At 31.7% G+C, this 19,049-nt stretch carries 10 protein-coding genes; 7 read left to right on the forward strand and 3 right to left on the reverse strand.

The genetic code is table 11. The features are described from left to right. Positions 1 to 179: 179 nt before the first annotated feature. The 3 genes from glmS to ACFQ1R_RS11505 form a co-directional block, all read right to left on the reverse strand. The gene (gene glmS, locus ACFQ1R_RS11495; protein ID WP_379926368.1) at positions 180 to 2,027 is read right to left on the reverse strand and encodes a glutamine--fructose-6-phosphate transaminase (isomerizing); all 1,848 of its coding nucleotides are present in this window, start codon (positions 2,025 to 2,027) and stop codon (positions 180 to 182) included. Between the two features lie 127 nt (positions 2,028 to 2,154). Further along, complete coding sequence (locus ACFQ1R_RS11500; protein ID WP_379926369.1) at positions 2,155 to 3,825, reverse strand: DUF4270 domain-containing protein; 1,671 nt, start codon at positions 3,823 to 3,825, stop codon at positions 2,155 to 2,157. A 25-nt stretch (positions 3,826 to 3,850) separates the two neighbouring features. After that, positions 3,851 to 4,660, reverse strand: a complete 810-nt coding sequence (locus tag ACFQ1R_RS11505) for a glycogen/starch synthase (protein ID WP_379926370.1) — start codon at positions 4,658 to 4,660, stop codon at positions 3,851 to 3,853. 197 nt (positions 4,661 to 4,857) lie between these two features. Between ACFQ1R_RS11505 and panC the strand changes: the two genes are divergently transcribed. The 7 genes from panC to ACFQ1R_RS11540 all read left to right on the forward strand — a co-directional run. Beyond that, positions 4,858 to 5,709 (forward strand): pantoate--beta-alanine ligase, encoded by an 852-nt coding sequence (gene panC, locus ACFQ1R_RS11510; protein ID WP_379926371.1) that lies wholly within the window; start codon positions 4,858 to 4,860, stop codon positions 5,707 to 5,709. A gap of 13 nt (positions 5,710 to 5,722) precedes the next feature. Beyond that, a complete protein-coding gene (gene panD / locus ACFQ1R_RS11515; RefSeq protein WP_379926372.1) occupies positions 5,723 to 6,073 on the forward strand; it encodes an aspartate 1-decarboxylase in 351 nt (116 codons plus the stop codon). Positions 6,074 to 6,077: 4 nt separating this feature from the next. Then, a complete protein-coding gene (locus ACFQ1R_RS11520) occupies positions 6,078 to 7,040 on the forward strand; it encodes a lysylphosphatidylglycerol synthase transmembrane domain-containing protein (RefSeq protein ID WP_379926373.1) in 963 nt (320 codons plus the stop codon). Positions 7,041 to 7,111: 71 nt separating this feature from the next. Next, positions 7,112 to 8,260, forward strand: a complete 1,149-nt coding sequence (locus ACFQ1R_RS11525) for an alpha/beta hydrolase (RefSeq protein WP_379926374.1) — start codon at positions 7,112 to 7,114, stop codon at positions 8,258 to 8,260. Positions 8,261 to 8,302: 42 nt separating this feature from the next. Then, positions 8,303 to 9,661, forward strand: a complete 1,359-nt coding sequence (radA, locus tag ACFQ1R_RS11530) for a DNA repair protein RadA (protein ID WP_379926375.1) — start codon at positions 8,303 to 8,305, stop codon at positions 9,659 to 9,661. A gap of 358 nt (positions 9,662 to 10,019) precedes the next feature. Continuing rightward, entirely contained in the window at positions 10,020 to 13,799 is a 3,780-nt protein-coding gene (locus ACFQ1R_RS11535; protein WP_379926376.1) for a LamG-like jellyroll fold domain-containing protein, read from the forward strand. A 307-nt stretch (positions 13,800 to 14,106) separates the two neighbouring features. Beyond that, a partial coding sequence (locus ACFQ1R_RS11540; protein WP_379926377.1) for a LamG domain-containing protein occupies positions 14,107 to 19,049 on the forward strand: 4,943 nt, incomplete at its 3' end.

The raw sequence follows: 19,049 nt of genomic DNA on the forward strand, positions 1-19,049 counted from the left end.
ATTAATTCTTATTTTAAAGAAAAATGGAAATAAATTATGCATGCATAGTATAAAATTAACAAAAAATGACACAAAAAAATACTTTATATGTAAAATTTATGCTGATAAATGAGAAATCCCCATAATACAGATGTAAATTATGAGGATTTATTTTATGAAACAAATATTTTTTTTGTGGTTTATTCCACAGTTACAGATTTTGCTAAGTTACGTGGTTGGTCAACATTTTTTCCTAATAAAACCGCAATGTGGTATGATAGTAATTGTAATGGTATTGTAGTTAATAATGGTGATAAAAACTCTAAAGTTTCTGGAACTTCAATAACATGATCTGCAAGTTCTTTAACTTGTACATCACCTTCTGTAACAATACCAATAATTTTTCCTTTTCTAGATTTTATTTCTTGTATGTTACTTACAACTTTTTCATAATGACCTTTTTTGGTAGCAATAACAACAATAGGCATGTTTTCGTCTATTAATGCAATTGGACCATGTTTCATTTCAGCAGCTGGATAACCTTCGGCATGAATGTATGAAATCTCTTTTAGCTTTAAAGCACCTTCAAGTGCTACAGGAAAATTGAAACCTCTTCCTAAATATAAACAGTTGCGAGAATCTTTATAAATATCTGCAATCATTTTTATATGGGCATCAGATTTTAAAGCTTCTTCAACTTTTTTAGGAATTAATTCTAATTCTAATAAATGTTGACGGAAGTCTGAACTACTAATAGTGCCTTTGGCTCTGGCTAAACGCAACGCCATTAAAGTTAATACTGTAATTTGGGTTGTAAAAGCTTTTGTTGAAGCAACGCCAATTTCTGGACCAGCATGCGTGTAAGCACCAGCATCAGTTTCTCTAGCTATAGAAGAACCTACTACGTTACAAACACCAAATACAAATGCCCCTTTTGATTTTGCTAATTTAATTGCTGCCAAAGTATCGGCAGTTTCACCAGATTGTGAAATTGCTATAACAATATCATTTTCTGAAATAACAGGATTTCTATATCTAAATTCTGATGCGTATTCAACTTCAACAGGTATTCTTGCTAAATCTTCAAAAATATATTCGGCAACCAAGCCTGCATGCCATGAAGTTCCGCATGCAACTATAATAATACGATTGGCGTTTAAGAACTTTTTCATATTATCTTCAACACCCGCCATTTTTATAATGGCTTCGTTTCTTAAAAGTCGACCTCTGTATGTATCGGTAATTGCTTTTGGTTGTTCGTGTATTTCTTTTAACATGAAATGCTCGTAACCACCTTTTTCAATTTGCTCAAGGTTTAATTGAAGTTCTTGAACGTATGCAGGAACTATAGAATCGTCTTTTATTTTTCTAACTTTTATGCCTTTATGGAATCTAATAATAGCCATTTCTTCATCTTCAAGATAAATAGCATTTTTAGTGTATTCTAAAAACGGCGATGCATCACTAGCTATAAAAAATTCATCTTCGCCAACACCTACAGCAAGTGGACTTCCTAAACGTGCAATTACAACTTCTTCTGGTTTATTTTTATCGAAAACAGCTATGGCATAAGCACCAATAACTTGATTTAATGCAATTTGAACCGCTTTACCAAGTTTTACATTTTCTTGTTTTTTTACGTCTTCAATTAAATTAATTAAAACTTCGGTATCTGTATCCGATTTAAAGGTATAACCTCTAGATTTTAATTCTTGTTTTAACGAATCGTAATTTTCAATAATACCGTTGTGAATAATAACTAAATCGCCAGAGTTGGAAATATGTGGATGTGAGTTTACATCGTTTGGCACACCATGTGTTGCCCATCTTGTGTGGCCAATGCCTACGTTACCGTGTTTGGTTATTTCTTTACTAGCAAGTGTTTCTAGATCTGAAACTTTACCTTTTGTTTTGCAAACTTTTAAATCTGTACCATCAAAAAGTGCAATACCAGCACTATCATAACCTCTATATTCTAATCGCTTAAGTCCTTCAATTATAATTGGATAAGCGTCTCTAGTTCCTAAATATCCTACAATTCCACACATAATTTAATTTTTTGATTTTTTGGGGTTTTTAAAATTCAAAGCAAATATGTAAAATAAATACTAACGACAGATAAATATTATATGAAGTTCTTGATTTATACGATAAAGTTCATTTTTTTTACAGAAACTATTTAGTATTTGTATAAAAAATCTTTAATTTCATCTTTCTATTGGCCGGAACATTTGATTTTGTTCCGTAAAGTCTAGTGCCTCTTGGTGTTATAATACTAACAGTTGGTACAGATGTTACTTCGTCTGTACTATTTAAAATTTTAGCATTTCCAACTAGGTTTACATTGCTAGATAGTGTTAAACCTAATTTTGTATTGGTTGAATCTCTTAACAATATGTTATTTAAATGCTCGGTTAAATGAATTTTGTATTTTGAAACAGCAGCATTGGTATTGCGTAAGCCTAAATGAAAATAAGTTGAAAAGTATGGTGCTGATGTATTATTTACTGTTGGGTCTGATGAATAATCATCAACAGGAATATTGTTTTTTATATCATACGCATAGAGTCTATCATATTTATGGTAGTCATCGCCATTAGTGTATTTTGCTTGTGTTGGCATTGTTTCATCTTCATAAACAATTAGTTGTGCATCGTTTATTAAGCGTTTTAAAATGTAGTTGCCATTGGCATCTTTTTTATAGTTACCATTTCCAATCGGAATTCTGTAATCGTTTAAAAATGTTTCTAAAGCATTTGCACCACTAAACAAATCTACAACAGCCATAGAACCTTCAGTGCCTTTTAAGTATAGTTTTTCATCTCCGGTAGTTCTATCGCCGTTTAAAAATGGTACAGTACTATAATCGTTATTAAAAGTGTTTAAAATATTGCCAGTAAATCTTAAAACGTAACTGGCTTGTGTTTTTTCACCAGCAACAGAAGAATCTTTGGAATAGTATATTGTAATATTTGCGTTTGTAGATGCTAGGTTTAATAAAATCATATTACCATCACCATTAAAAGGTTCGGCTTTAAAATACAAGCCTCTAAAGTAGTTGCTAAATTCACTTGCACTACTTAAAGAGGAAGAGCCTTCTTGGTCAATAATTGCTGTTTTCCAAAAAGGATTTTGTAATTTAATTCTCAATGCAGGTGCAGATTGTGTTGTAACTTTATTTGTTCCAGTACCAATACTAGTTTTTGTTGGGTTGCTACTAGGTACAATAGAGTCGGTTGCATAAACTAAATTTCCTTTAAGCGATGGAGAATCAAAGTTTATGTTGGAGCTGCCGTTAAGCACCGTTCCATCGGCTTTTGAAAAGTAGTTTTGTCTTTCGTTTGTGTTTGAAAAAGGATCGATATCTCTAATTAAATATTTATTTTGGTAAATATATAATTTGAATTGCTTAACAGAACCGTCTGATTTTCTACCATATAAGGAATCTAATATAGTATATTTTGTGCTGCCATCTTCATTTGTTCCAGTAATTCTATTAAAATAAGGAATGGTTAATATAACCGAATCGATAACAGGATTATCGCCAAAATCTGGAGCGTAAGTAGATGGTACTAATTGCGTAACTATACTAGCTATGGTTTGCCCATAAGCAGGATCGTTATAAACACCAAGTAACGTTGAAGATAAGCCGTTAATTTGCAAAGCTTCAAGTTTTTTGTTGTATGCTGCTATTTGAAAACTTACACTATCAGTAAAAAAATTTGCGTTTTGCTCTCCAAGCACATTGCTTTCAATAACTGAAAAATCTTTATCGCAAGCTAAAAAAGAGGCTAAAAGTAGAGAAAATACTAAGGAAAATTTAAGGGCTTTAATGGTCTTCTTCATATAAATTTGAAATGAATGTATAGGTTTAGCTTAAAACGCTGTTGTTAAAAAATGTTTTGTAAGCTTCACCAAATTCATCTTTACTTTTGTATTCTAAAACGGGTTTATTCGACGCTTTTAAATAGGTTTCTAAATCTTTAGGGATATCTTCTGAACCTACTATTAATGCATCCGAATAATCAATAGCAACTTTCATTAAGTTAATGTATGAAGGTTCTTCAAGTACTTTAATAGCATCTTCATTAAGATTGTCAAATTTAATTTTATTATGCATATCTTTATTTAACGTATTGTTAAAACTTTGATTGTATACAGAAGTTACTATTTTACTTTCGTTAAATAATGGTTCGTCTTTGTAATATTCTTTTAAGTATATAGGTAATAAGGATGCCAACCAACCATGAACATGAATAATATCTGGCGACCAATTTAATTTCTTAACTGTTTCAATTACGCCTTTTGCAAAGAAAATAGCGCGCTCATCATTATCTGGAAATAATTTTCCGTCTTCATCAGTTAAGGTTGCTTTTCTTTTAAAATATTCATCATTATCAATAAAATAAACCTGAATACGTTCTTTAGGGATAGATGCAACTTTAATAATGAGTGGCATATCCAAATCGTTTATCACTAAATTTATTCCAGAAAGTCTGATAACTTCGTGTAGTTGATGGCGTCGTTCATTTATATTGCCGTATCGAGGCATAAAAATCCTTATTTGACCACCTTGTTGATTCACCAATCTTGGTGCTTCAAACGACATTGAAGAAATTTCAGTTTCTGGTAAATAAGGTACTACTTCAGATGATACATATAATATCCTCTTATCTTTCATATGTTTGCTTTTGTTGACTTTTAATGGTCATGTTCATTGGGTTTTTAACAATTTTAAAAGAAAATAAATTTGAAAAAGCCCAACACATAAACACGTTTCTTATTGAAATTCAAAATAAAAAACACGCAAAAGTACAAAATTTTATGCAGATTGGTTGTAAAATCTTAAGTTTGCACCCGTTAAATTTATATTAAAACGTGGAAGTTTACACAGAAAAACAACAAATAGTAGCTGCAATTGATATTTTTAAGGCTAAAAAACTTACTTTAGGATTGGTTCCAACCATGGGAGCATTGCATGAAGGGCATTTGGCATTGGTGAAAAAAGCATTAAAAAATAACGATTATGTTGTGGTTAGCATTTTTGTAAATCCTACACAGTTTGATAATAAAGAAGATTTAGTAAAATACCCAAGAACGTTAGAAAGTGATGTAGAGTTGCTAAAAACCATAGACGAGAATACTATTTTAGTATATGCGCCAACGGTTGAAGATATGTATGGTGAAAAAACAACATCAGAAACTTTTGATTTTGACGGGTTGGAGTTTGAAATGGAAGGTAAATTTAGAACTGGTCATTTTGATGGCGTTGGTACTATTGTGAAACGCTTTTTCAATATTATAAAACCAGATAATGCTTATTTTGGTGAAAAAGATTTTCAACAACTTCAAATTATAAAAAAACTGGTTGAAAAACACAACATGCCTGTAAACATTGTTCCTTGTTCTATATATAGAGAAAATTCTGGTTTAGCCATGAGCTCACGCAATACCAGACTTAAGCCAGAATACATGGAAGCAGCACCATTTATTTACAAAACATTAACAGCAGCCAAAACACAATTTGGTACAAAAAGTGCTAATACTGTATCGCAATGGGTTGAAAAACAGTTTGCAAGCCATAACTTACTAAAGTTGGAATATTTTATAATTGCCGATGCTACAACCCTAAAAACAATAAAACGTAAATCAAACCATAAGCAATATAGAGCGTTTATAGCAGTATATGCCGATGATATTAGACTAATAGATAATATCGCTCTAAATTAATTATCTTTGCCACATGCAAATACAAGTAGTAAAATCTAAAATTCACAGAGTAAAATGTACCGGTGCAGAACTTAACTACATTGGTAGTATTACTATTGATGAAGATTTAATGGATGCCGCCAACATAATTCAAGGTGAAAAAGTACAAATAGTTAATAATGACAATGGCGAACGTTTAGAAACCTATTGCATTCCAGGGCCTAGAAAAAGTGGTGAAATTACCCTTAACGGTGCAGCAGCAAGAAAAGTTTCGGTGGGCGATACGCTAATTCTTATTACATATGCTTTTATGGATATAGAAGTTGCAAAAACATTTAAACCATCATTAGTTTTTCCAGACGAAGCCACAAACTTGTTACAATAGTTGTATGAGCCAAAACATAAAAAAAGCTTTAAAAATTATACTCCCATTGTTACTGGGAGTTTTTTTAGTGTACTATACACTATCTAAAGTTTCTTTACAAAATATTTGGGGTTATTTTATAGCATCTAATTATTGGTGGATATTATTTGGTGTTTTTTTAGGGCTTTTAAGTCATTTATCACGTGCCTATCGTTGGCGTTTTCAGTTAGAACCTATGGGGTATAACATTAAGTTTAGCAATAGTGTTATGGCTGTTTTTGCTGCCTATTTAATAAATTACACCATACCACGAGCAGGCGAAGTTGCCAGAGCAACAATAGTTTCTAATTATGAAAATGTACCTTTTGAAAAAGGCTTTGGTACTATAGTAGCAGAACGTATTGCCGATTTAATTGTAATGTTTTTTATAATACTTGTTACATTATTTCTTCAGTTCGATTTTATTTATGGCTTTTTTGTCGAAAAATTTGATGCAACTAAAATCTTAATAGCTTTAAGCATTTTAATTTTATCACTAATAATCTTTTTTAGATTTATAAAAAGAGGAAAATCAACACTCGCAGTTAAAATAAGAACTTTTATAAATGGCTTATTAGAAGGTGCTTTAAGTGTTTTTAAAATGAAGAAAAAGTGGGCATTTATTTTCCATACACTTTTTATTTGGGCTATGTACATACTTATGTTTTATGTAACATCTATAGCTATTGAAGATTTAGAAGGTATAACTACAGGAGCTATATTAATAGGTTTTATTGCATCTAGTTTTAGCATTGCAGCCACAAATGGAGGTATTGGTTCGTATCCGTTAGCGGTTTATGCAGCGTTTTCAATTTTTGGAATTGCAGAAGAACCTAGTATAGCTTGCGGATGGATTATGTGGGCATCTCAAACCCTTATGATTATTGTTTTTGGTGGTTTATCCTTAATTTATTTGCCAATTTATAACAGAACAAGTCCCAAAACCTAAAGACCAATTCCCTTTTTTTAGTTTTAAGTAATTTCATACCTTGCGTTATAAATCTCAAATCATTTTATAGGATGAAACATTTACTTTCTATTTTATTAATTTTTTGCACCCTAAATAGTTATAATGCGCAAGTAAAATACGAAACCTTCGAATCTGTAAGGTTGGGGCAAACCAGAGAAATTAAAATTCAATTACCGCGAGGTTACAGTGCTACCGATGCTAAAAAGTATCCGTTATTTATTGTTTTAGATGGCGATTACATGTTTGAAGCCGTAGCAGGAAATGTAGATTATTATACCTATTGGGAAGATATGCCAGAAGCTATAGTAGTTGGCATTAATCAATTTGATAAACGTTATGAAGATTGTATGTATTCAGAGCAAAACTCATTGCCAATTGAAACTGGCGCACGTTTTTTTGAATTTATAGGTATGGAGCTTATTCCACATATAGAAAAAAAGTATAAAGCATCAAATTTTAGAGTTGCCGTTGGGCACGGAGAAACAGCAAATTTCATCAATTATTATTTACTAAAACCAGACCCAATTTTTAAAGGTTATGTAGTTATTAGTCCAGAACTAGCTCCAAAAATGCTTGATTATTTGCCAGAAGTATTACGCAAAATTCAATCTAAAACTTTTTACTATTTAGCAAATACAAACAACGATACTGCTTCAGTTAAACAGATGACAGATGCTTTAAATACCGATATTTCAGCTATAGACAATAAAAATTTATTGTATAAATTCAATAATTTTGAAAAACCATCACATTATTCGGTGCCAACGCATGCTATTCCAAATGCTATTGAAGCTATTTTTAAAGTATTTCAGCCAATAAGTAAAGACGAATACAGTGAAACTATTTTAAAATTAGATGGTTCTCCAGTAGAATATCTTCAAGAAAAATATAAAACGATATATGAGTTATTTGGCATAAAAAAACCAATTCTAATTAACGATTTTAAAGCCATTTCTGCAGCTATTGAAAAAACAGAAAAATTTGAATATTATGAAGCTTTAGGTAAAATAGCACGCGATGAATATCCAAAAACAATGTTAGGTAATTATTATTTAGCACGGTTTTATGAAAATACAAACGAGCCTAAAAAAGCCATGAGAACCTATCAAAGTGCTTTTACTTTAGAGGAAATAGCAGGTTTAACAAAAGATTTAATGCTTCAAAAAGCCGATGCTATTAAAGCTGATTTTGGGTATTAAAATTCAAATACTAAAATTTCAAATACCAATTCAAAAATATTAATGGCCAAAGTAAAAACAACTTTTTTCTGTCAAAATTGTGGTTCGCAATATGCTAAATGGCAAGGGCAATGTAATGCTTGTAAAGAGTGGAACACCATTGTAGAAGAGGTAATTCAAACACCTGAAAAAAGCAATTGGAAATCACCAACTTCAGCAGTAAAAAAAGCAGCTGTACCATTACGCATTCAGGAGATTGATGTGTCTAATGAAGCTCGATTAGATACTTTTGATGGCGAATTTAACCGCGTACTTGGTGGCGGCATTGTACCAGGTAGTTTAACCCTTTTAGGAGGAGAACCAGGCATTGGAAAAAGCACGTTATTGCTTCAAATTTCATTAAAATTACCATATAAAACTTTATATGTTTCGGGTGAAGAAAGCCAAAAACAAATAAAAATGCGTGCTGAACGCATCAATCCAAACAACAATAATTGTTACATTCTTACTGAAACAAAAACGCAAAATATTTTCAAACAAATTGAAGCTTTAGAACCAGATATTGTAATAATCGATTCCATTCAAACACTTCATAGCGATTATATAGAATCATCTTCAGGTAGCATTTCACAAATAAAAGAATGTACTACCGAACTAATTAAATTTGCAAAAGAAACCGCAACACCAGTTTTATTAATTGGTCATATAACCAAGGATGGTAACATTGCAGGACCTAAAATTTTAGAACATATGGTTGATACGGTTTTGCAGTTTGAAGGCGACCGAAACCATGTTTTTAGAATTTTACGTGCCCATAAAAATCGCTTTGGTTCTACAAACGAATTAGGTATTTACGAAATGCAAGGTTCTGGTTTGCGAGAAGTTTCAAATCCGTCTGAAATTTTAATCTCAAAAAAAGACGAAGAACTTTCCGGAAACGCCATTGCTGCAACTTTAGAAGGTATGAGACCTTTGATGATTGAAGTGCAAGCTTTAGTAAGCACTGCAGTTTACGGTACGCCACAACGTAGTGCTACTGGTTTCAATGCCAAACGATTAAATATGTTATTGGCTGTTTTAGAAAAGCGTGCAGGCTTTCGTTTGGGTGCAAAAGATGTGTTTTTAAATATTACTGGCGGAATAAATGTAGATGATCCAGCAATCGATTTAGCTGTTGTAGCGTCTATATTATCATCAAATGAAGATGTTGCATTACAAAAAGATGTTTGTTTTGCTGCTGAGGTTGGACTTTCAGGAGAAATTCGACCAGTACAGCGAGTAGAACAACGAATTTTAGAAGCTGAAAAATTAGGGTTTTCAACCATATTTGTATCGAAATACAATAAAATTTCGCTTAAAAATACAGGTATAAAAATTCAATTAATTTCTAAAATTGAAGATGTTGTAAGTTATCTTATTTAATTTTATTAACCGCTAAATTCTTCTTTCTTACAAGGAAAGAAGTTCTTTGTCGACAAAATAAGCATTTTGTCTGATTTTTATTAGGTTTTGTCGATTTTTTAGTTTATTATTGCGCAATTATTTAGTCAAAATAGTTAATTTTTTGATTTTATAGATTGAATATTTCTTCCCTCAAGTATAGATTCAAACTATGTATTATATTGGTTTAAAATACGTAAGTACTTGATAATCAATATGTATTTCGTCGGTTATTTTTGCAAAAAGACAACCGTTGTAGAGTAATTTTGAGTTTTTAACGAATAAATAATGTAACTAATTGAATATAAGTTAGTTTAGATTCACCCAAATCTATTACAAAATGAAAACAAAACTACTTTTTAAAGTATTGCTATTTGCTGTACTTTTAATTTCAGGCTATACTTATTCACAGGATTCTGATGGTGATGGTATTATAGATTCAACGGACTTAGATGATGATAATGATGGTATTCCTGATGATATAGAATGTCAAAACTTGCTGAAAGACAGTGGATTTGATAACAAAACTGGTCTTAATTATGGTAATAACATTGGCGTTAATATTTCTCCGTGGATATTAGGATCAGGAAATCAAGCTAACATTGTAAAAGTAGATGGCACTGGAGGCTATGATTATGGCAACGGAGGTCCTTTTGAAGATGCTAATCCGTTAACAGGCGCAGGAGTAAATCAATATTACTTAGATATTGCTTCGGGCTCAAACGACTTTTATCAAGTAATAAATGTTGGATACAATGCGCGATTAACTTTTGGGGGTTATTTTTCATCAAGAGATGGCTTAACGGGTACAGCCCAAATAAGAATATTTACAGGAAGTCTAGGAGGTTCAGGAACACTTGTCGCTGATAGTGGTATTTTTACTGTGGCACCTATAAACGGTAGTTCTGCAAATACACCTTGGCAACTTTTTCAAGATGTAGTAGAAGTTCCCGCAGGAACTTATTCTTTTGTAGTTAGTATGGATAATGACATGAATTTTGATGAAGGATTTACAATTGCATGTTTAGACAGAGATGGAGATACCTACTTTGATTACATAGATATAGACTCTGATGATGATGGCATACCAGATAATGTTGAAGCACAACCTACAATTGGTTATGTTCCTCCTAGTGGTCTAGGTGCTGCTATAACCGATACTAACAATAATGGTTTAGACGATGTATATGATCCTAGTTTAGGAGGGATAAATCTAATGAATTTAGTGGATACAGATGGAGATGGAATTTATGATTATTTAGATCTCGATTCGGATAATGATAACATACCCGATATACAAGAAAATGGTATGGCAAATTCATTCACACCCACAGATGCTGATGGAGATGGACTTTATGATGTGTTTGAAACCAATGGTATAATGGATGTTATTTTAGATGTAAATGAAGATATAGAAAACCCTTCAGATTTAACTATTTTACCAGATGTAGATAATGATAGATTTATTGGTGGTGATTTAGATTATAGAGATTATTTTGATGGAAATCCACCATCTATAGCAACACTAGATTTTGACGGTGTTGATGATTATTTATCTAGAACCTCAATTATTAATGGGTTGAATGATGTTACTATTATGTCGTGGGTTAAATCTGATACTGGAAATTCTGCAAATATGGTCATTGCTGGTGAAGATACAGCTTGCCAATTACTGCTAGAAAACGGAAACAGACCAACTTTTAAAATAAAAACCTCTGGGAATGTAGTTAAATATGCAGGTAGTTGTAGTTGCTCTGCTATAAATTTTGATGAATGGCATCATATAGCAGGTAGTTTTTCAAGCACAACGGGTTTAATTAAACTTTATGTAGATGGTGAATTGATTGATACTTTTGATACAGGAATTACAGGTGCTGCAATCGCAGTAAATTCAAACGCTAATGGCACTTTTGAAATTGGTAGATTTTCAAATAAATTAACACATGGGCAATATTTTAAAGGAGATATAGATGAGGTTAGAGTTTTTAATTCACTACTAACTAAAGACCAAATACAAAGAATGGTTTATCAAGAAATTGAAAACAATTCTGGCTATGTAAAAGGAAAAATTGTTAATAAAGATATTGTTGATATAGCAACATCTAATAAAATACCTTGGGCAAAACTTCTCGCATACTATCCTATGACCAATATAAAAACTGGTGTAACATTAGATTATTCTAGTTATGGGCGTACTATAAGATTGCATAATATAAGAACAATAGAAGAGCAAACAGCACCTATGCCTTATGTAACAGCATCTAATGGTGCATGGACATCAACATCTACATGGTTAAATGGAAATGTTTGGGATATTGAAAATATAGCTGGTAATAAAAACTGGAGTATTATTAAAATAGCAAACAATATTACTGCTTGTCATCCTATAAAAACCTTAGGTTTAGTTATAGATTCATCAAAAACCCTTACAGTTCAAAGTGATAATGTTATAGAGAATTCATGGTATTTTGAGCTGAATGGTACTTTGGATTTACTAGGAGATTCACAGTTAATTCAAACCACTACTAGCGATTTAGTAACCTCGGCAACAGGTAAAGTGTTGCGTCGTCAAGAAGGAACTTCAAATGCATTTAGATATAATTATTGGTCATCACCAGTAGGAACAATAGGAACAACAAGCTTAACCAATAATAATGCAACAACAAACAACACAAACAATGCTCCGTTTAAGCTAAATATGTTAAAAGATGAAACAGGAACTAATTTTCAGTTTACATCTGCTTATGATCAAACAGGTAAAATAAGTACAACTTGGTTATACACTTATAAAAACGGCTTAACCTATTGGGATTGGGTATCCATAACCCCTACTACTAACCTAAATCCTGGTGTTGGATACACACAAAAAGGAACGGGTAATGCTGGTTTACAACAACAATATATTTTTGAAGGCAAGCCAAATAACGGTACAATATTAGTAAACGTAACCGATAAAGGTGGAGCAGGTTCTGTAACCTCGGTTTCAAAAACAGAGTATCTTTTAGGTAACCCCTATCCATCTGCTTTAGATATTCATAAGTTTATAGACGATAATGTTGGTGTTATAAATGGTACTTTACTACTATGGCAACAATGGGCTGGAGATTCTCACTATTTAGATGAATATAAAGGCGGTTATGCACAAGTAAATAAATTAGGATCGTGTAGAGCTTTTCAATTTGTTGGGTTTTATGGAGCAAATAATGGTTCACAAGATGGTACAATATTACCAACCAAATACCTGCCAGTTGGACAAGCGTTTATGACCGAGATAATTGCCAATGGCAACGTGGTTTTTAAAAACAGTCAACGTGTATTCATTAAAGAATCAGACGCAAATGGTACTTATAACAACGGTTCTACATTTTTAAAGTCGGGTACTTCAAAATCTAAGAGTACTTCTGAAACCGAAATAGAGCAAGCCAATGTAATGCAAAAAATGCGTTTAGAGTTTAATTCGGTAGTAGGGCCAAAAATGCGACGTGAAGTATTATTAGGTTTTAGTGAACTTACATCAGATGGCTTTGACTACGGTTATGATGCTGAATGTGATGACGCAAGTAATAATGACTTCAATCTAAATTTAGATGGCAAAAACATGAATATGCAAGCTTACAGTTCAATTACCAATGATAAAGTAATTCCATTAAACTTCAAATCATCAGGTAATAATACTTTTGAAATTAAGGCAACAGAATTTGAAAGTATCGATGAAAATCAAGAAATTTATTTAAGAGACAATGCAACTGATACCTATTTTGATTTAAAACAAGGAACAGCATATAGATTTACATCGGCACAAGGAAAGTTTAATACCAGATTTGAGCTTGTTTTCCAATCAAAACAACAAAGTTTAAGTGCTGAAGAAGCAACCATTACAGAAAACTTTATATACTACCAAGGAACAACCAATACCTTGTACGGAAAAAAACTAAATACATCCATAGATAAATTGTCCATAGTAGATATGCGTGGTCAAATAGTGCAAGAGTTTACCAATGTATCACAAGAAACCTTGAATAATGGTATAAAAATATCAAATGTTTCAACAGGAGCATACATAGCTTGGTTTAAGGCAGAAACAGGACAGGTTATTACTAAAAAGATTATAGTAAATTAAAAGTTTTTAAATAAATCTAATCATCATAATTCTTCTTTTGTAATGCTGCAAAAGAAGATTTTTTTTAATTAAGTACACTAAATTAAAATCAAAAAACAATAATATTCTTACAAAATAAATCATTTAATCGTATAAAATGGTTTTTTGTCGGAAAAAATATCCCATTTTATTTGGCTTAGTCAATATTAAGTAATAATATTGTTGTGTAAAATTATTACTTAGAACCAATAATTTAGTGTTTTGTAGGTAACTTCCCCAAGTTGTCTTCAAAATAATTCTCAAAAGAGAAACGATAAAATCTTAACCTATGAAGATAAATTACACTAACTCGAATTATGGTATTTTAATATTTGTTGTTTTTGCATTTCTTTCAACAGGCAATATAAATGCACAATATTGTACCCCTCAAAATGTTGGATCATTTAACACCAATTATATCTCAAACGTTTCATTTGGAGGTATTAACAATAAAAGTACTGGTTCTACAGGAGGTTATACTTATTATTCATCTGTTTCAGCAGCAAATGTACAAGTTGATAAAACCATAGAAGGCACTGTAAGTGTAACTATTGATGGTTGGAATAAAAACCATAATACAGTTGTTGTATGGGTAAACTTTAATAATAATGACAACGATTTTGAAGATAATGGAGAGCAATTCATATTCAATTTTAAAGACAATAATAATACTTCAGGCAACAAAATTGTAGATGTACCAATAAGTATAAAAATACCCAATAATGCAAAATCTGGAGTTTCAAGAATTAGATTTGGTTTAAGAACAGGTAAAAAAGAGAATTTCACATCGTGCGACTATAACTACGAAGCTGGGGAACTGGAAGATTATAAAATTAATATTATATCCGATAATAATTCTAATCCAGGAGGTGATGATGAACAACCTGAATATTGTACACCAAAAAATATAGGAAGTTTTAACGTTAATTATATTTCCAACGTTAAAATAGAAACTATAAACAACAGTAGTACAGGTTCAACAGGTGGTTATACCTATTTTTCTTCATTAACAGCTGCCAATATATCAGTAGGAAAAACCGTTGAAGGTATAGTAAGTATAACGCTAAACGGCTGGAATACAGATAAAAATACAGTTGCTGTTTGGTTTAATTTTAATGAAAGTGAAGATGATGATTTTGAAGACAGTAATGAACGTTTTTTATTCACATTTCAAGATAAAAATAATAAGTCAGGAAATAAAATTATAGAAGTACCTATAAGTATTCCAATTTCTGAAACAATTAAATCGGGGAATTCAATATTAAGAATTGGTTTAAGAACAGGTACAAATACAAATTTCACGTCATGCGATTTTAACTACGAAGCAGGCGAAATAGAAGATTACAAAATAAAATTTACAGCTAAAGAAGAAACGGTTAGTCCAGATATTGATACTGATGGCGATGGGATATTTGATTCGGTAGATTTAGATGATGATAATGATGGTATTTTAGATACAGATGAAAATAACATTTTAAGCTATGGTGGTTTTGAAAATGTACCAACCACAGTAAACGGTAATAACCAAGCAGCTGAAGGAGTAAATACAACAACCATATTACCATGGATTCTTATTCCTGGAGAACTAGGTTCTGGAGGTACTCCAAATATTGTACGTGTAAATGGAGGTGCTTATAACTATGGAAATGGCGGACCACCATTTGATGCTAATGTAAACACAAATACCGTAGGCTTTAATCAACATTATTTTGATATTAATGGTAATGCAGATATATATCAATCTTTTACCATAAACAATAAGACAGAAATTGTTTACTCAGGTTATTTTTCACCTAGAGATAATAACAATACTGCAACGGCCAAAATAGCAATTTACTTAGGTGTAGGAAACAAAAAAATGGGTGCTAATTTAGTTTCAGATACAGGAACTATTGCAATTCCAATTCAAAACGGTTCATCTTCAGCTACACCATGGACGTTGGTTCAAGGTAAAGTTACGCTCAATCCTGGAACATATTCTTACGTAGTAACCATGTCTAATTATTCAAATTTTGATGAAGGTTTAGTTAAAGTTGCAAACTCAAATTTAGATACAGACGGCGATGGAATAGCAAATATATTTGATTTAGATAGTGATAACGATGGTATTTTAGATGCAGAAGAAGCTGGCCACGGAAAGGCTCATACAAACGGAGTTGTAAATGGAAGTGTAGCCTCAGATGGTATACCAAATGCAGTTCAAAAATCAGCAAATAGTGGCACTGTAAATTATATACTAAAAGAAAGTATAGATGATATGGATTATATACCAAACTATTTAGATTTAGATAGTGATGGCGATGGTATCCCAGATAATATTGAAGCACAAAAAACCATTGGTTATGTAGCACCTTCGGGTACTGTAAACGTGTTTGGTGTTGATACTAATTATATTTCAGGATTAATTCCAGTGAATACTGATGGAACAGATAATCCTGATTATTTAGATTTAGATTCTGATAATGAAGGAGGAAATGATACGGAAGAAGCAGGTTTAACGCTTACAGGAAAAGATTCAGACTATGATGGGCTTGATGATGGTATAGACACAACAACAGGATATGCTGATGTAAATGGAAATATTAATGACCCTAGTTTATTGCCAGACGCAGATGCAGATGTTAATGATGAAGGCGATGTAGATTTTAGAGATGCCGTTTTTACATTATCAAATGTGCCACCTTTTGCTATGTTGTATTTTGATGGTAAAGACGATTATTTATCAGGAAAATCATTCATTACAGGATTAAGCGAAGTTACAATAATGGCTTGGGTAAAGTCTGATACTGGAAATACAGAAAACATAACCGTTGTTGCCGAAGATGTAGCTTGTAAATTATGGCTTAAAAATGGCAACAAACCTATGTTTACTGTTGGTATAGAAAAAAACACAGTAAAACAAATAGGCGATTGTACAAACTGTAGTATTAATTATAATGAATGGCATCATATTACAGGTAGTTATTCAAATGAAACAGGTATTTTAAAACTTTATGTTGATGGAAATTTAATGGATTCTTCTAGTGTTAGAAAAGGAGCATCTTTAACCCAAAGTTCAGATGCAAGTAACATATTTGAAATAGGTAGGTTTTCTAACAAAAAAACACAAAGCGAATACTTTAAAGGTGATATAGATGAGGTTAGAGTGTTCAATAAAGCGTTAACAGACAGTCAAATACAACAAATGGTTTATCAAGAAATTGAAAACAATAGTGGTTTTGTAAAAGGTACTGTAATAGCAAAAGATATTACTGATAATGATACAAAAAACAAAATATCATGGGAAAGTTTAATAGCTTATTATCCTATGACCGATATAAAAAACAATAGTACATCCGATTTTTCTAAAAATGATTACGACTTAAAATTAAATAATATAGGAACCATTTTAGAACAAACAGCACCAATGCCGTATGTTACTGGTTTTGATGGGAAATGGGGAAGTAAAGAAATTTGGTTACATGGCGATGTTTGGGATGTTGAAAATGCAATTAATAATAATAGCATAGTTAAAATATCAAATAACATTACAACAGAAAGTTCTATTAAAACCATAGGACTAATAATTGATAGTGAAAAAACATTTACTGTAAATGGCGATAATGCACTATTTAACAGTTGGTATTTTGAATTAAATGGAACGTTAGATTTAAAAAACGATTCTCAATTAATTCAAACCAAAACGAGCGATTTAGTAACCTCTGTTACTGGTAAACTGTTGCGTCGTCAAGAAGGTACATCCAATGCATTTAGATATAATTATTGGTCATCTCCTATAGGAACACAAAAAGCAACAAGTTTAATTGATAATAATTCATCAACTAATAATATTAATAATACACCATTTACATTAAACATGTTAAAGGATGAAACAGGGTTTAATATGGCATTTACATCAGCTTATAATCAAGCAGGAAAAATAAGTACTTATTGGTTGTACAGTTATAAAAATGGACTAACCTATTGGGATTGGGCTTCTGTAAAGCCAAACATACCATTAGAATCTGGTGTTGGTTATACTCAAAAAGGTACAGGAAATGCAGGTTTACAACAACAATATATTTTTGAAGGCAAACCAAATAACGGTACTATTTTAGTGCAAGTTACAGATAAAGGAGGTCCAGGATCGGTGTCAAATGTTTCTAAAACAGAATTTTTATTAGGAAACCCATATCCATCAGCTTTAGATGTACATAAATTTATTGATGACAATAGAAGCGTTATAAGTGGCACATTAAATTTATGGCAGCAATGGGGTGGAAACTCGCACTATCTAGATGAATATCAAGGTGGTTATGCTCAAGTAAATAAGTTAGGTTCGGTAAGAGCATCTCAGTTTGTTGGCATTTATGGTGCTACAACAGGAGCACAAGAAGGTACAATGCCACCTTCAAAATACTTGCCCGTTGGGCAAGGCTTCATTGTAGAAGTTATAGCCAATGGAAATGTTGTTTTTAACAATAATCAGCGTGTGTTTATAAAAGAAACTGATGCAGATGGAACATATAATAATGGTTCGATTTTTTCAAAATCTAATAAAAGTCAATCAAAAACTAACTCAGAAGCCACAGTAAATCAGTCAGATAATATGCAAAAAATGCGTATGGAGTATAATACAGTTGTTGGACCAAAAACTAAAAGAGAAATATTATTAGGCTTTAGTAACCTTACATCGGATGGCTTTGACTACGGTTATGATGCTGAAAACTTGGAAGCAAATAACAACGATTTTAATCTGAATTTAGATGGGAAAAATATGCTAATGCAGGCTTATAGTCCTATAACCAATGATAAAGTAATTCCATTAAACTTCAAATCATCAGGTAATAATACTTTTGAAATTAAGGCAACAGAATTTGAAAGTATCGATGAAAATCAAGAAATTTATTTAAGAGACAATGCAACTGATACCTATTTTGATTTAAAACAAGGAACAGCATATAGATTTACATCGGCACAAGGAAAGTTTAATACCAGATTTGAGCTTGTTTTCCAATCAAAACAACAAAGTTTAAGTGCCGAAGAAGCAATCATTACAGAAAACTTTATATACTACCAAGGAACAACCAATACCTTGTACGGAAAAAAACTAAATACATCCATAGATAAATTGTCCATAGTAGATATGCGTGGTCAAATAGTGCAAGAGTTTACCAATGTATCACAAGAAACCTTGAATAATGGTATAAAAATATCAAATGTTTCAACAGGAGCATACATAGCTTGGTTTAA

The organism is Mariniflexile jejuense, assembly GCF_042675665.1.
Classification (GTDB): domain Bacteria; phylum Bacteroidota; class Bacteroidia; order Flavobacteriales; family Flavobacteriaceae; genus Mariniflexile; species Mariniflexile jejuense.

Bases quoted from the DNA above. Each gene is read 5' to 3' on its own strand.
- glmS (WP_379926368.1), bottom strand. From the start codon at position 2,027: ATGTGTGGAATTGTAGGATATTTAGGAACTAGAGACGCTTATCCAATT.
- ACFQ1R_RS11500 (WP_379926369.1), bottom strand. From the start codon at position 3,825: ATGAAGAAGACCATTAAAGCCCTTAAATTTTCCTTAGTATTTTCTCTA.
- ACFQ1R_RS11505 (WP_379926370.1), bottom strand. From the start codon at position 4,660: ATGAAAGATAAGAGGATATTATATGTATCATCTGAAGTAGTACCTTAT.
- panD (WP_379926372.1), top strand. From the start codon at position 5,723: ATGCAAATACAAGTAGTAAAATCTAAAATTCACAGAGTAAAATGTACC.
- ACFQ1R_RS11520 (WP_379926373.1), top strand. From the start codon at position 6,078: ATGAGCCAAAACATAAAAAAAGCTTTAAAAATTATACTCCCATTGTTA.
- ACFQ1R_RS11525 (WP_379926374.1), top strand. From the start codon at position 7,112: ATGAAACATTTACTTTCTATTTTATTAATTTTTTGCACCCTAAATAGT.
- radA (WP_379926375.1), top strand. From the start codon at position 8,303: ATGGCCAAAGTAAAAACAACTTTTTTCTGTCAAAATTGTGGTTCGCAA.
- ACFQ1R_RS11535 (WP_379926376.1), top strand. From the start codon at position 10,020: ATGAAAACAAAACTACTTTTTAAAGTATTGCTATTTGCTGTACTTTTA.